The 14,540-nt window shown below is 60.3% G+C and carries 12 protein-coding genes and 1 pseudogene; 5 read left to right on the top strand and 8 right to left on the bottom strand.

The genetic code is table 11. The features are described from left to right. Positions 1-246: 246 nt before the first annotated feature. Positions 247-1,623: a signal recognition particle protein gene (ffh, locus tag JTJ32_RS00800; protein ID WP_004878868.1), complete on the bottom strand. Its 1,377-nt coding sequence runs from the start codon at positions 1,621-1,623 to the stop codon at positions 247-249. 213 nt (positions 1,624-1,836) lie between these two features. Here ffh and JTJ32_RS00795 point away from each other — a divergent pair, with 213 nt between their 5' ends. The 3 genes from JTJ32_RS00795 (at position 1,837) to JTJ32_RS00785 (ending at position 5,522) form a co-directional block, all read left to right on the top strand. Then, the gene (locus JTJ32_RS00795) at positions 1,837-2,649 is read left to right on the top strand and encodes a cytochrome C assembly family protein (protein WP_099229651.1); all 813 of its coding nucleotides are present in this window, start codon (positions 1,837-1,839) and stop codon (positions 2,647-2,649) included. A 12-nt stretch (positions 2,650-2,661) separates the two neighbouring features. After that, complete coding sequence (locus JTJ32_RS00790) at positions 2,662-3,906, top strand: transporter associated domain-containing protein (RefSeq protein WP_099229650.1); 1,245 nt, start codon at positions 2,662-2,664, stop codon at positions 3,904-3,906. A gap of 296 nt (positions 3,907-4,202) precedes the next feature. Next, positions 4,203-5,522, top strand: a complete 1,320-nt coding sequence (locus JTJ32_RS00785; protein WP_210040419.1) for an MFS transporter — start codon at positions 4,203-4,205, stop codon at positions 5,520-5,522. A 52-nt stretch (positions 5,523-5,574) separates the two neighbouring features. Here the strand turns inward: JTJ32_RS00785 and purT are convergent, their stop codons facing one another. From purT to JTJ32_RS00760, 5 genes are all read right to left on the bottom strand, one after another. After that, the gene (purT, locus tag JTJ32_RS00780) at positions 5,575-6,756 is read right to left on the bottom strand and encodes a formate-dependent phosphoribosylglycinamide formyltransferase (RefSeq protein WP_099229648.1); all 1,182 of its coding nucleotides are present in this window, start codon (positions 6,754-6,756) and stop codon (positions 5,575-5,577) included. Positions 6,757-6,859: 103 nt separating this feature from the next. Further along, a complete protein-coding gene (locus JTJ32_RS00775) occupies positions 6,860-7,327 on the bottom strand; it encodes a VUT family protein (RefSeq protein WP_122438476.1) in 468 nt (155 codons plus the stop codon). A 97-nt stretch (positions 7,328-7,424) separates the two neighbouring features. Next, the gene (locus tag JTJ32_RS00770; RefSeq protein WP_099229646.1) at positions 7,425-7,643 is read right to left on the bottom strand and encodes a DUF1289 domain-containing protein; all 219 of its coding nucleotides are present in this window, start codon (positions 7,641-7,643) and stop codon (positions 7,425-7,427) included. Then, positions 7,643-8,167: a gamma carbonic anhydrase family protein gene (locus JTJ32_RS00765; protein ID WP_210040417.1), complete on the bottom strand. Its 525-nt coding sequence runs from the start codon at positions 8,165-8,167 to the stop codon at positions 7,643-7,645. Before JTJ32_RS00765 ends, JTJ32_RS00770 begins: the two co-directional genes overlap by 1 nt. Positions 8,168-8,225: 58 nt before the next feature. Then, the gene (locus JTJ32_RS00760) at positions 8,226-8,822 is read right to left on the bottom strand and encodes a CoA pyrophosphatase (protein ID WP_099229644.1); all 597 of its coding nucleotides are present in this window, start codon (positions 8,820-8,822) and stop codon (positions 8,226-8,228) included. Positions 8,823-8,972: 150 nt separating this feature from the next. On the opposite strand from JTJ32_RS00760, the gene JTJ32_RS00755 reads away from it, so the two are divergent. Together JTJ32_RS00755 and JTJ32_RS00750 are read left to right on the top strand one after the other, a co-directional pair. Beyond that, positions 8,973-9,524 carry an NUDIX hydrolase gene (locus JTJ32_RS00755; protein WP_099229643.1) on the top strand — a complete coding sequence of 184 codons (552 nt, stop codon included), beginning with the start codon at positions 8,973-8,975 and terminating at the stop codon, positions 9,522-9,524. A gap of 191 nt (positions 9,525-9,715) precedes the next feature. Then, positions 9,716-10,138, top strand: a pseudogene (locus JTJ32_RS00750) (L,D-transpeptidase family protein); the annotation flags it as partial. Between the two features lie 86 nt (positions 10,139-10,224). Here JTJ32_RS00750 and JTJ32_RS00745 read toward each other — a convergent pair. Both JTJ32_RS00745 and purL read right to left on the bottom strand, forming a co-directional pair. Beyond that, positions 10,225-10,536 (bottom strand): YqfO family protein, encoded by a 312-nt coding sequence (locus JTJ32_RS00745; RefSeq protein ID WP_099229642.1) that lies wholly within the window; start codon positions 10,534-10,536, stop codon positions 10,225-10,227. A 16-nt stretch (positions 10,537-10,552) separates the two neighbouring features. Beyond that, on the bottom strand, positions 10,553-14,449 hold the full coding sequence (gene purL / locus JTJ32_RS00740; RefSeq protein ID WP_210040416.1) for a phosphoribosylformylglycinamidine synthase: 3,897 nt from the start codon (positions 14,447-14,449) through the stop codon (positions 10,553-10,555). Positions 14,450-14,540: the final 91 nt, after the last annotated feature.

Here is a 14,540-nt window from a genome sequence, read left to right as displayed (position 1 = left end):
GAACATCGTTCCTGTAGTCGGTGCTGCAAATCTAAGATGCACAGCGGGCATAGGTGCCCGAAAGGCCGCATATTCTAAGGAATATCCCGACTTTTGCAAATGTCTTTTTCCGGCGCCTATAGGCGTGCCGTCCAGATTTGCTGGAGCGCTGTCGGTGTGACAGCAGGTAGAAGCCCGCAATACACGGGCTGAGCGGGGGTCACCCCCCATGCGGGACGCGCGCAAGACACTACGCGCGCGACACAATCACATCTTTGGCATGCCGCCGCCGGGGAACATTCCACCCATGCCGCGCATCATTTTCGCCATTCCGCCCTTGGCGGAGAATTTCTTCATCATCTTCTGCATCTGTTTGTGCTGCTTGATCAGACGCCCGATGTCCTGAACCTGAGTGCCGGACCCCATCGAAATGCGACGCTTGCGCGAGCCGCTGATCAGATCAGGATCACGGCGCTCGGCCGGGGTCATCGAGTTGATGATGGCTTCCATCTGCTTGAACTGTTTCTCGGCTGCGCCCTGAGCGTTGCCCATCTGCGACAGGTTGACCCCGCCAATGCTTGGCAGCTTATCCATCAGGCCGCCAAGGCCGCCCATATTCTTCATCTGCTGCAGCTGATCGCGGAAATCTTCGAGATCGAAGCCCTTCCCCTTCTTCAGCTTCTTGGCCAGTTTGTCGGCCTTGTCCTTGTCCAGGGTCTGTTCGGCCTGCTCGATCAGGCTGAGCACGTCGCCCATACCGAGGATTCGCGAGGCGATACGATCCGGGTGGAACGGCTCGAGCGCGTCGCTCTTCTCGCCCATACCGATGAACTTGATCGGCTTGCCGGTAATGGCCCGCACCGACAATGCGGCACCGCCGCGTGCATCACCGTCGACCTTGGTCAGGATCACGCCGGTCAATGGCAGCGCATCGCCAAAGGCCTTGGCGGTGTTGGCAGCATCCTGGCCGGTCATGGCGTCGACGACGAACAGCGTCTCGGCCGGCTTGACCGCGGCATGCAGCGACTGGATCTCGCCCATCATCTCGGCGTCGATGTGCAGACGACCGGCGGTATCGACGATGACCACATCGATGAATTTGAGTTTGGCTTCTTTAATGGCAGCCTGGGCGATGTCCACAGGCTTCTGGCTGATGTCCGACGCAAAGAACGTCACGCCGATATCATTGGCCAGGGTTTCAAGCTGCTTGATGGCGGCGGGACGGTAAACGTCGACCGAGACCACCATCACGGTTTTCTTCTTGCGCTCCTTGAGGAAGCGCGCCAGCTTGCCGGCAGTCGTGGTTTTACCCGCGCCCTGCAGACCGGCCATCAGTACGACGGCTGGCGGCGTGACGTTGAGCACCAGGTCTTCGTTGGCAGCGCCCATCAGGCTTTCGAGTTCGGCCTGGACGATCTTCACAAACGCCTGGCCCGGCGTCAGGCTGCGCGACACCTCGGTGCCGACCGCACGTTCCTTGACGTTATTGACGAAGTCCTTCACCACCGGCAGCGCGACGTCGGCTTCGAGCAAGGCCATACGCACTTCGCGCAGGGTGTCCTTGATATTGTCCTCGTTCAGCTTGGCCTTGCCAGTTACGTGGCGAAGCGTCTGCGAGAGGCGGTCTGTCAGATTTTCAAACATGGGCGATCCTTTCAGGCTCTCGTCGAACCCCGGTTGATGCGGCCCGGCCCGTGATGCAGAAATGGCGCTCGGCGAGCCTGCGGCTTGAGCAGGTGGCGGATTATAGCGAAGACTCCGCTGCACGGACACCACGCAGACTGCTTCTGTGGTCTTTCGTGATTTGTCGGTTCTATGCCAAACTCAGCGTCTTTTCAGGCCCGTCCATCAGGATCTATGTCCCCTTTGCCACCCAGCCTGCTCCCCAGCCTCGCCGCCGCCATTCTTTACGCCGCTGCGACCGTCTATCAGGGCCTTCGTCTGAGCCAGAGCATCAGGCCTGACAAGCGGCTGCTGTATCTGCTCGGCACGCTTGCCGTGATCGCCCATGCCATCGGCCTGTTCTCGCAACTGGCGCGCCCGGCCGGCCTTGGTCTGGACTTCTTCAACTCGGCCAGCCTGATTGCGGCGTCGGTGATTGTCGTGACCCTGATCGCCACCACCCGTATACCGGTGGAAAACTTGCTCGTCCTGCTGTTCCCTCTCGGGATGATCACTGCCCTGCTGGCGCAGTTCGCGCCCAGTGGCACGGTGCAACCGATCGAGGAAGAACCCGGCATTCTCAGCCACATTCTGCTGTCGCTGCTCGCCTACGGCATGCTCACCATTGCAGCGTTTCAGTCCTTGTTGCTGCTGGTGCAGGACTACCAGCTCAAGCACAAGCACCCACTGGGTCTGATCAAGAACTTCCCGCCCTTGCAGACGATGGAAAGCCTGCTGTTCGGCTTTCTGTGGGCAGGCTGGATACTGCTGTCGCTGTCGCTGATCTCCGGCTGGGTATTCGTCGAAAACCTGTTCGCTCAGCATCTGGCGCACAAGACGCTGCTGGCCTGCCTGGCCTGGATCGTATTCAGCGTACTGCTGTGGGGCCGTAACCGCCTCGGATGGCGTGGACACAAGGCCATCCGCTGGACGCTGGGTGGCTTCTGCCTGCTGATGCTGGCCTATTTCGGCAGCAAGCTGGTACGCGAATTCATTCTGCATATCTGACGGGCGACGATCATGGATAACCTGCCCATCGCCCCACTGCTCGGCGTTCTGGCGTTATTGATACTCTGGTCCGGCCTGTTCACCGCAGTGGAAAACGCCCACCAGCAATTAAAGATAATGCGCGCAGGCAGCCGTCCCGGCGACTCGACGTTGCCCGAGCTGGCCTTTAACCTCAATAGCCTGATTCTCTGCAACACGCTGATCAGAGTACTGATCACCGTGATCGCAACGCTGATTGCCGCCGATTACTGGTTCTACAACGGTCCGACCGTTGCCTGGCTGGGCACCGCTGGCGTGATGCTGGTGTTTGGCGAATACATGCCGCGTCGTCTGGCCAGCCGCTATCCCGTCTCGACACTGCACCTGGGCAACGGCCTGCTGCGTCTGCCGATGATGATCGTTCGACCCGTGACCTGGGTGTTCAACACCCTCGCGAAAACCCTGCTGCGCCCGGTTCTCAAAGGCAACGTGCAGGATCCTGGCCGGGAGTTCGACGAAGAAGCGCAGCAAACCCCTCACCACGATGGCGTTCAGGAGCATTACCCACGCGCCAACGTGCTGTCGGGCATTCATGCGCTGAACAGCATCACGGTGAATGACATCCTGATTCCGCGCAGCGAAGTGGACGGCGTCAACCTTGACGACACCATCGAGCTGATCATCGAGCGCCTGATCATATCCCGCCACACCCGCCTGCCGGTGTTTCACAACGACATCAATCAGGTGCAGGGCATTATCAACACCCGCGACATCAGCCACTTGCTGCCCAAGGGCGCACTGACCAAGGAACAGCTTTTGTCGGTTTGCTATGAACCGTATTTCGTCCCGGAAAGTACCCCGCTGCAGTTGCAGCTGCTCAATTTCCACAAGCAGCAGCGCCGTCTGGGCGTGGTGGTCGACGAATATGGCGAAGTGCTGGGCATCGTCACGCTCGAGGATATTCTTGAGGAAATCGTCGGCGAGTTCGAAAGCGAGCAGACCCTGGACAATCCGCATATCAAACGCCAGGAAGACGGCCGCCTGGAAGTGGAAGGCGCCGCCTCCATTCGCGATTTGAACAAGAGCCTGGGCTGGCACCTGCCATCCGACGGCCCGAAAACCCTGAACGGACTGGTCACCGAGGCGCTGGAAACCATTCCCGAAGCACCGGTCTGCCTGAAGATAGGCCCATACCGGCTGGAAATTCTGGAAACCGAAGACAACCGTGTCACGCGCGTGGCCATGTGGCAGAACGCGCCGAGCCTGGTGTTCAAGTAAAGAACGATTCAGCGCCGTGTAAGCACTTGTTTCAAATCCGGTCCGCTTCCTATAATCGAGACGCTTATCCAGCCCGGCAGTCGTTGTGCTACCCGCACGTCAGACGATCAGCCTGTAGCCTGAACACTTCAATTTCTCTGGCCCGCGCCCTTACCCATGAGCGCGGCCATTGCCCTCCCGCCCAACCGGGCTACGCTGCTCAGCGCTGCGCCATAATGACGTAACAATCACAATAACGAAGACTTGCCGCCGCGCATGCCGTGTCGACAGGCAAGATGACCGTCAGGGATAACAGCATGACCAGCACCTCAGCCGCTCACGAAGACACCGCAGCCGCGCCGCCTGCCAACTCTGCGACCCGCGTCGCCACGGCCAGCTTCATCGGCACCGCCATCGAGTTCTATGATTTCTACGTCTACGCCACGGCGGCCGCACTGGTAATCGGCCCGGTCTTCTTTCCTCAAACGTCCGGCACCGCACAGATGCTGTCGTCATTTCTGACCTTCGGCATCGCTTTCCTCGCACGCCCACTGGGCTCGGCACTGTTCGGCCACTTTGGTGACCGTATCGGCCGTAAATCGACACTGGTCGCGTCGCTGTTGTTGATGGGCATCTGCACCACGCTCATTGGCGTGCTGCCGGGATACGCAACCATCGGTGCCTGGGCGCCGATCCTGTTATGCGTACTGCGCTTCGGTCAGGGGCTCGGCCTGGGGGGCGAATGGGGCGGCGCGGCGCTACTGGCGACGGAAAACGCCCCCAAGGGCAAGCGCGCCTGGTTCGGTATGTTCCCGCAACTGGGCCCTTCGATCGGCTTCCTTGCCGCCAACGGACTGTTCCTGACGCTGGCCATGACCCTGAGCGACGAGCAGTTCCGTGCCTGGGGCTGGCGGATTCCGTTTCTGCTCAGCGCCCTGCTGGTCATGGTCGGCCTGTACGTACGCCTGAAGCTGGAGGAAACCCCCGTCTTTGCCGAGGCCATGGCGAGCCACAAGCGAGTCGGAATGCCCATCGTGGAAACATTCCGCGATCACTGGAAGCCCGTGCTGCTGGGTGCTGCCTCAATGGTGGTGTGCTATGCACTGTTCTATATCTCGACCGTGTTTTCGCTGAGTTACGGCGTCTCGACACTCGGTTATACCCGAGAGACCTTTCTGGGACTGCTGTGCTTTGCAGTGTTGTTCATGGCTGCCGCCACCCCTCTGGCCGCGCTGGCCAGCGACCGTTTCGGACGCAAACCGGTCCTGCTGGTCGGTGGTGTGCTGGCAATTCTGTCGGGCTTCGCCATGGAACCGCTTCTGACCCACGGCACCACATGGGGCGTGGCGTTATTTCTGTGCGTTGAGCTGTTCCTGATGGGCATCACCTTCGCACCGATGGGCGCGCTGCTGCCGGAGCTGTTTCCGACGCAAGTGCGTTATACAGGCGCGTCGGCGGCCTACAACCTGGGCGGAATCGTCGGGGCTTCGGTTGCACCCGTCTTCGCACAGAAACTGGTGGCGATGGGCGGACTGAGCTGGGTGGGCGGGTATGTTTCGGCAGCAGCGCTGATCAGCGTGCTGGCAGTGCTGTGCCTGAAGGAAACACGCCATGAGGACTTGAATCGGGTGGGTTGAACACATTCACAATCAACCCTGATCGTGCCCATGGGCACGATCAGGGACAATGTTACAACTCGACCTTGACCGCCTGCGATGCGCGGGTGGCCTTGGCGCGAGCGGCCTCGATGGACTCATCACGCGCAAGCGCTACGCCCATGCGGCGCTGACCGTTGACTTCCGGCTTGCCGAACAGACGCAAGGCTGTATCCGGCTCGGCCAGTGCAGCACCGAGGTTGGAGAACGCGGTCTGCGTCGACTGGCCTTCAACCAGAATCACTGCGGAGGCCGAAGGGCCGAACTGACGGATCAACGGAACCGGCAGGCCCAGGATGGCGCGGGCGTGCAAGGCGAACTGCGACAGGTCCTGGGAAATCAGTGTTACCAGACCGGTGTCATGCGGACGCGGCGACACTTCGCTGAACCACACCTGATCACCCTTGATAAACAGTTCAACACCGAAGATGCCGCGACCGCCCAGTGCCTCGGTCACAGCCTTGGCCACCCGCTCGGACTCGTCCAGCGCTGCCGGGCTCATGGCCTGTGGCTGCCAGGATTCCTGGTAGTCGCCCTTCTCCTGACGATGGCCGACCGGCGCACAGAACGTGGTGCCGCCCACATGGCGCACGGTCAGCAGCGTGATTTCGTAATCGAAGTCGATGAACCCCTCGACGATCACGCGACCTTTACCGGCACGACCGCCTTCCTGCGCGTAATCCCACGCCTTCTGGACGTCGTCGGCGCTTTTGAGCAGGCTCTGGCCTTTGCCCGACGAACTCATGACCGGCTTGACCACACACGGGAAGCCCAGATCCTCTACCGCCTTGCTGTAGGCCTCGAAGGTGTCGGCAAAGTGGTAAGGGGAAGTGGGCAGCTTCAACTCTTCAGCGGCCAGACGACGAATGCCTTCGCGGTTCATGGTCAGTTGCGCAGCACGAGCGGTCGGGATGACGGTGAAACCTTCGGCTTCCAGCTCGACCAGCGTAGCGGTGGCAATGGCCTCGATTTCCGGAACGATGAAATGCGGCTTCTCGGCCTCGATCACTGCGCGCAGCGCTGCGCCGTCGAGCATATTGACCACGTGGCTGCGGTGCGCGACCTGCATGGCCGGCGCGTTGGCATAGCGGTCGACCGCGATCACTTCGACGCCCAGGCGTTGCAGCTCGATCACGACTTCCTTGCCCAGCTCGCCGCTGCCGCAGAACAGTACGCGCGTCGCAGTAGGCGACAGTGGAGTTCCGATTTGAGTCATCTCAGGTCCTCGTGGAGCAGATATCGAGGGCAGCCCGCCGTGTGCGAGCGACCGCTGTGGAGAAAGGCGCGCAATTTACCATGAAGCCCCTGCGAATGGGGGCTCAACCCGGACAGGCGTTGTTGCGTGCCCGCCAGGCCATGATCATCCAGACGGCCGTCACCCCGGCAAACTTGGAGAGCAGCGCGGTCAGAATCACTGGCGTTGTCAGGGCATCGATCATGCCGAAGAAGATAAAGGTGTCCAGCGGGATGCTCAGCGCCGAGCTGATCCACAGACGGTCACGCAAGGGTCGCCTGGTGATGCTGAACACCAGCCAGTCGATGCACTCCGATACCGCAAATGCCGTGGCACTGGCCAGGGCAATGGTCGGATCGCTGGTGACATAGGAAAGCACCAGCGCCGCCAGCATGGCGAGAATCGCGCCATGGCCGAACCGGATCTGCACCATGTCGCGCAGCACAAACACCAGCCCGCCCCAGGCCGACCAGATGATGTCCAGATGCGGAGCGCTGGAAAACGCGAAGTTGATCAGCACGACGCTGCCGATGTAGGCGATCAGAAAAAGCATGGCGGTACTGCTGCCTGAAAAAATGGGGCCAATGTTAGCAGCCGCGGACGCAGCGGTGGGAAGGGTTACGGGCTGCTCCTCGTTCCTTGCCAGGCCCTCAGCCCTTGCCACCCAGCGTCCACATCATCCCGCTGGCCCTGGCGCGGTCATCACACAGACCCAGCACAACACGACGCTCGTCATTGCTCATGCGACTCCAGCGGGTGATTTCGCTGACGGTGCGCTGGCAGCCGGTGCAGATATCGTCTTCGTCCAGCGCGCAGATGCTGACGCAGGGTGAACGGACCGGCTTCTCGACTATCGATTCAGTGCTCATCAATCTTCCTGCACCGCCAGGTCGCGGGCGTAGCGTTGGGCGTTGTGGACGTAATGGGCGGCGCTGGCTTCGAGCATCTTCATCTGCACATCGGTCAATTCGCGGACGATTTTACCCGGCGAGCCCATTACCAGCGAGCCATCGAGAATGACCTTACCCTCGCCGATCAGCGAATTGGCGCCGATGATGCAGTATTTCCCGATTTTTGCCCCATTGAGGATGACCGCGTTGATACCAATCAGGCTGTAATCGTCAACACTGCAGCCGTGCAGCATCGCGTTATGGCCAATGGTCACGCCCTTGCCGATGGTCAGCGGCGAACCCATGTCGGTGTGCATCACCGTGCCATCCTGCACGTTGCTGTTCTCGCCGATATGAATCAGCTCGTTGTCGCCGCGCAGTACAGCGTTGAACCACACGCTGGCACCGGCCTGCAGCCTGACCTTGCCGATCAGCACCGCATTGGGCGCGACCCAGCTTTGCGGATCGATCTGGACGCGGGACTCTCCCAGTCGGTATTTCATGCGGTTTCCTCAGGCTGGCCACGCTCTTGGCCATGACTCTTTATGGATGACACACCGTTCAGGTAGTGGAGCGCTCGGGCGGATGATGCAGGCTGATCTGCGTGCCGTACATCACATTGACCAGCTCGACGATCATGATCGCGGTCAGCCCCCAGATCTTGTACTCGCCATAACGATAGCTGGGGACGTACCAACTGCGCCCTTCGTAGTCGATTCGGTGCGTATGTTCGCGGGTGTCCTGACGAAAGAACTCCAGCGGTACGCTGAAGACAGCGGCGATTTCACCATCATTGGGCCGGTACTCGACGAAATCGGGAATCACCCCTACGTACGGTGTGACCTTGATGCCGTGCTTGGAGATCAGCGGGCTCAATGGCCCGACGATTTCCACCAGACCGGGCGGCAGGCCGATCTCTTCTTCGGCCTCGCGCAACGCCGTGAAAATCAGGTCCGGGTCTTCGGGATCGCGCCGTCCGCCGGGAAATGCGACCTCGCCACCATGGGTCGAAAGCCCGCTGGCGCGCAGAGTCAGGATCAACTCCGGCTCGTCACTGCGGGTGACAGGCACCAGCACTGCGGCCTCGGGAAAGAAGCGATCCGTCTCAAGGGTGTCCGGCGTATGACTGACTACACGGCGAAGTAGCTCATCCAGCATGGCAAATCTCGATCTGTTGCTTACCTGGCACTATGCACCAAAGCAGCGAAGTGCCCAAGCCCTTGTAGGACAAGTCGCCCCACATAGACGCTTGCTCATGGGCGGCGGGACAAGCCAAGATAGCGCCTGCATTCACTATCGACCGACACCATGAAATTTTGCAGCCAGTGCGGCAACCCCGTCATCCAGCGCATCCCCGAAGGCGACAGCCGCCTGCGGTATGTCTGTGAGCATTGCCACACCATTCATTATCAGAACCCCAACATCGTCGCGGGCTGCCTGGTGACCCTGGGCGACAAGGTATTGCTGTGCCGTCGCGCCATCGAGCCGCGCCTGGGTTTCTGGACATTGCCAGCAGGGTTCATGGAGAACGGCGAGACCATTGAGCAGGCCGCACGGCGCGAAACGGTCGAAGAAGCGTGTGCGACCCTGCGGGAGCTGCATTTGTACTCAGTGATTGATGTGCCACACATCAATCAGGTGCATGTGTTCTACCGCGCAGAGATGGCAACCGAGGACTTCGCCGCCGGTATCGAGAGCCTTGAAGTGCAATTATTCGAAGAAGCCGACATTCCCTGGCAAGACCTGGCTTTCATGACGGTCAGGCGTACCCTAGAATGCTTCTTCGCGGATCGGCGTCGGCAGGTTTACCCGGTTCATACCAGTGCCCTCCCCCCGTCACGTCCAATGCAGGTTTCTTAATTCGGCTTCGCAATCGAGATTGGCTCTCTTGAGCCCTCAGGGAAATGGTAATGCGCTGGTTGCTCGCTTTCGTCTGCATGTTGTTCGTCCCGCTGTCCCAGGCTGCTTTCACTCAGACCATCGTGCCCAAGGGCAGCGAACAGAAGATCATCAACAATAAGGTGATCAACACCGAAAGCATTGCCGACAAGAAAATCGACAAGGTGCTGGTGCTCAAGTCAGTGCGTCAGTTGCAACTGATCAGTGGCGGTGAGGCACTCAAGACCTATCGCATATCGCTGGGCAAGAACCCCAAGGGCACCAAACTTCAGGAAGGCGACCAGCGAACGCCTGAGGGTTTCTACTGGCTCGACTGGCGTCAGCCAAGCGGCAACTATAACCTCTCGATGCACATCTCCTACCCGAACATTTCGGACTCGGCACGTGCACGTCGCGAAGGCGTGAAACCGGGCAGCATGATCATGATTCACGGCACGCCAGTGGATGAAGAGTACCCGGAATGGTATTTCCACACCCTGGACTGGACCAACGGCTGTATCGCGCTGAAGAACAACGACATGCGCGAGATATGGGATCTGGTGAAAGACGGGACGATGATCGAGATAAGGCCTTAGACAAGCCAGACAGGCTCGCTGCCATCTAAAAATCGAACGCGGAGCGCCCCATTCGGGCTGACACACAGGTATTTCAGCGACAGAACCTAGAAATCTTCCAGCCGCCACACTTCATAAGCCGGCGTTTCGTAAGGGTGGCTCTGCTTGAGCGCCACGACCGCCTGCTGAATCAGCTCATCGGCCACGACCAGCTCGACCTTCCACTCCTGCACCTGTTCAACCACGCCGCCCTGCCCGATAAATGGCTGACTGCCATCCAGCGGGCGGAACTGACCGTGGCCGAGCACTTGCCAGCAGCACTGGTCATAAGCGCCGATTCGCCCTGCACCCGCAGCGAATACGGCGCTCTTGACCTCGTCCACATGGCTCGGCGGAACAAAGAAGGCAAGCTTGTACATGTTCCGCCAGCCCGCCTCAGTTGACCCAGGCGCGGGCGTTACGGAACATGCGCATCCACGCGCCATCTTCGTTCCAGTCCTCAGGACGCCACGAGTTCTGCACGGCGCGGAACACACGCTCAGGGTGCGGCATCATGATGGTGACGCGACCGTCGAGGGTGGTCAGACCACCGATACCGCGCGGCGAACCGTTCGGGTTGGCCGGGTAGGTTTCGGTGACCTTGCCATGGTTGTCCACGAAACGCAGCGCGACCGTTCCGGACACATCAGCTTCCAGCAGTGCGTCAGCATTGCGGAATTCCGCGTGGCCCTCGCCGTGAGCGATGGCGATCGGCATGCGCGAACCGGCCATCCCCTGCAGGAAGATCGACGGCGATTCCTGGATCTGCACCATCGCAACGCGTGCTTCGAACTGCTCGGAGCGGTTACGGACGAAGTGCGGCCAGAACTCGCTGCCTGGAATCAGTTCGTGCAGGTTGGACAGCATCTGGCAACCGTTGCACACGCCCAGGGTGAAGCTGTCGGTACGCTCGAAGAAGCTCTGGAACGCATCGCGGGCACGGCTGTTGAACAGCGCCGATTTGGCCCAGCCCTCACCGGCACCCAGTACGTCACCGTAAGAGAAGCCACCACAGGCAACCATGCCCTTGAAGTCGTTCAGATCGACACGACCGGCCAGAATGTCGCTCATGTGCACATCGATGGCATTGAAGCCTGCGCGATCAAACGCAGCGGCCATTTCGACCTGACCATTGACGCCTTGCTCACGCAGCACAGCCACCTGAGGACGCACACCGGTCTTGATGTAAGGCGCGGCGATGTCCTCGTTGACGTCGAAGCCCAGCTTGACGGTCAGGCCTGGATTATCTTCTTCCAGCAGTGCGTCGAATTCCTGATCGGCGCATTCGGCGTTGTCGCGAAGGCGCTGGATCTGGTAGCTGGTCTCGGCCCACTGACGCTGCAGCAGACGGCGTTGCCCCATGAATACCGGCTCGCCCGCGAAGCTGATGACGACTTCATCGTTGTTCACCGGCTGGCCGATGACCGACACACAATCTGCCAGACCGGCCGCGCTGAACTGAGCCAGCACCAGCGGCGTGGCGTCCTGACGAACCTGGATGACTGCCCCCAGCTCTTCGTTGAACAGAATCTCGTTCAGTTCGGAAGCGTTGTCAGCCAGACCGTCGAGGTGCAGTTTCAGGCCGCAATGACCGGCAAAGGCCATTTCCAGAGTGCTGACCAACAGGCCACCGTCGGAACGGTCGTGGTAAGACAGGATGTGGCCGTCGGCATTCAGACCCTGAACCACGGCGAAGAACGCCTTGAGGTCTTCAGCGTCATCGACGTCCGGGGCCAGGCGGCCCAGCTTGCCGTGAGTCTGGGCAAGAATGGACGCGCCCATGCGGTTCTGACCACGACCCAGATCGATCAGGATCAGATCAGTGATGCCCTTGTCCATGCGCAGCTCTGGAGTCAGGGTCTTGCGAATATCCACCACAGGCGCGAAGCCGGTCACGATCAGCGACAACGGCGAAGTCACACTCTTCTCTTCGCTGTCGTCGCTCCAGCGGGTCTTCATGGACATGGAGTCCTTGCCCACCGGAATGGTCAGGCCCAGCTCGGGGCACAGCTCCATACCCACCGCTTTCACGGTGTCGTACAAACGTGCGTCTTCACCAGGGTGACCGGCCGCCGACATCCAGTTGGCCGACAGTTTGATGTCGGACAGCTTCTCGATGCGCGAGGCAGCAATGTTGGTCAGGGTTTCGCCGATGGCCATGCGGCCCGATGCCGGAGCATCCAGCAACGCCAGCGGAGTCCGCTCGCCCATGGCCATCGCTTCGCCGGTGTTGACGTCGAAGCTGGTGGCAGTCACGGCGCAGTCAGCGACAGGAACCTGCCACGGACCGACCATCTGATCGCGAGCCACAAGGCCTGTGATGCTGCGGTCGCCGATGGTGATCAAAAAGCTCTTGCTGGCAACCGCCGGATGACGCAGAACGCGTTGAACGCTTTCTTCGATATCCAGCGTGCTCGGGTCGAAATCGTCGCCCATCTCGGCTTCACGCTCGACCGAACGGTGCATGCGCGGTGCCTTGCCCAGCAACACTTCCAGCGGCATGTCCACCGGGTTGTTGCCGAAATGGCTGTCGGTCACGGTCAGTTGTGGCTCGGCAGTCGCTTCGCCCACCACGGCGAACGGGCAGCGCTCGCGCTCGCAGATCGCCTTGAAGCGTTCGAAGTCTTCAACGCCGACGGCCAGAACGTAACGCTCCTGGGATTCGTTGCTCCAGATTTCCAGCGGGGCCATGCCCGGCTCGTCGTTTGGCACGTTGCGCAGTTCGAAACGACCGCCACGACCGCCATCGTTGACCAGCTCAGGGAAGGCGTTGGAAAGACCACCGGCACCCACGTCATGGATGAAGCTGATCGGGTTACGGTCACCCAGCTGCCAGCAACGGTCGATGACCTCTTGGCAACGACGCTCCATTTCAGGGTTTTCACGCTGAACCGAAGCAAAATCCAGATCGGCAGAACTGGTGCCGGTCGCCATCGATGAAGCAGCACCGCCGCCCAGACCGATCAGCATGGCCGGACCGCCCAGCACGATCAGCTTGGAACCGACCGTGATCTCGCCCTTCTGGACATGGTCTTCGCGAATGTTGCCCATACCGCCAGCCAGCATGATCGGCTTGTGGTAACCGCGGACTTCATCACCGTGCGGTGTGGTAATGGATTGCTCGAAGGTACGGAAGTAACCGGTCAACGCCGGACGGCCGAACTCGTTGTTGAACGCCGCGCCACCCAGCGGGCCTTCAATCATGATGTCCAGCGCGGTCACGATGCGCTCGGGCTTGCCGTAAGGCTTCTCCCAGGGTTGCACGAAGCCCGGAATCTGCAGGTTGGAAACGGTGAAACCCGTGAGGCCAGCCTTTGGCTTGGCGCCGCGACCGGTTGCACCTTCGTCGCGGATCTCGCCGCCGGAACCGGTCGATGCGCCAGGGAACGGAGCAATCGCGGTCGGGTGGTTGTGCGTCTCGACCTTCATCAGAATGTGCACCGGCTCCTGCACCGCGCCGTACTGGCGGGTTTCCGGATCGGGGAAGAAGCGACCGGCGACGTTGCCGACGATCACCGAAGCGTTGTCCTTATAAGCAGACAGGACGCCTTCGCTGTGCATCTGATAGGTGTTCTTGATCATGCCGAACAGGCTTTTTTCCTGGCTCTGGCCGTCGATGTCCCAACTGGCGTTGAAAATCTTGTGGCGGCAGTGCTCAGAGTTGGCCTGGGCAAACATCATCAGTTCGATGTCATGCGGGTTGCGACCCAACCCGTTGAAGCTGGTGACCAGATAGTCGATTTCGTCCTCGGCCAGGGCCAGACCCAGCTCGACGTTGGCCTTCTCCAGCGCAGCGCGACCGCCACCCAGGATATCAATGGCCGTCAACGGCTTGGGCTGAGCATGGCTGAACAGACCGGCGGCCTGTTCATGGTCGCCCAGAACCAGTTGAGTCATGCGGTCGTGCAGGCTGTCAGCGATGGACTGAGCCTCGGCCTCGCTGAACTGGCCTTCTACATAAAAGGCAATCCCGCGCTCGATGCGCTGAATCTTCGCCAGGCCGCAGTTGCGAGCGATATCGCTGGCCTTGCTCGACCATGGCGAAATGGTGCCAAACCGTGGCAACACCAGAAACAGGCGGCCACTCGGCTCTTGAACCGGCACGCTTGGGCCGTATTTCAGGAGACGGTCGAGAACCTGCTGTTCTTCGCTGGACAGAGCGTCAGTGACGTCGGCGAAGTGAGCGAATTCAGCGTACAAGCCACTGACAGCTGAAACTTTTTGTTTCAGTTGTTCTAGTAATTTGCTGTGGCGGAAGGCAGAAAGGGCAGGAGCACCGCGCAGGATCAACATCTTCGGGACAGCCTCGGGAAGGGGGTGTGCTTTGAGGCCGCGTATTCTAGCCTAAACTGGGACGTTGATCACCCAAAACGGCAGCATTCCA

Source organism: Pseudomonas alliivorans (assembly GCF_017826695.1).
In the GTDB taxonomy this organism is placed as follows: domain Bacteria; phylum Pseudomonadota; class Gammaproteobacteria; order Pseudomonadales; family Pseudomonadaceae; genus Aquipseudomonas; species Aquipseudomonas alliivorans.
This window is presented reverse-complemented; position numbering and strand designations above follow the sequence as displayed.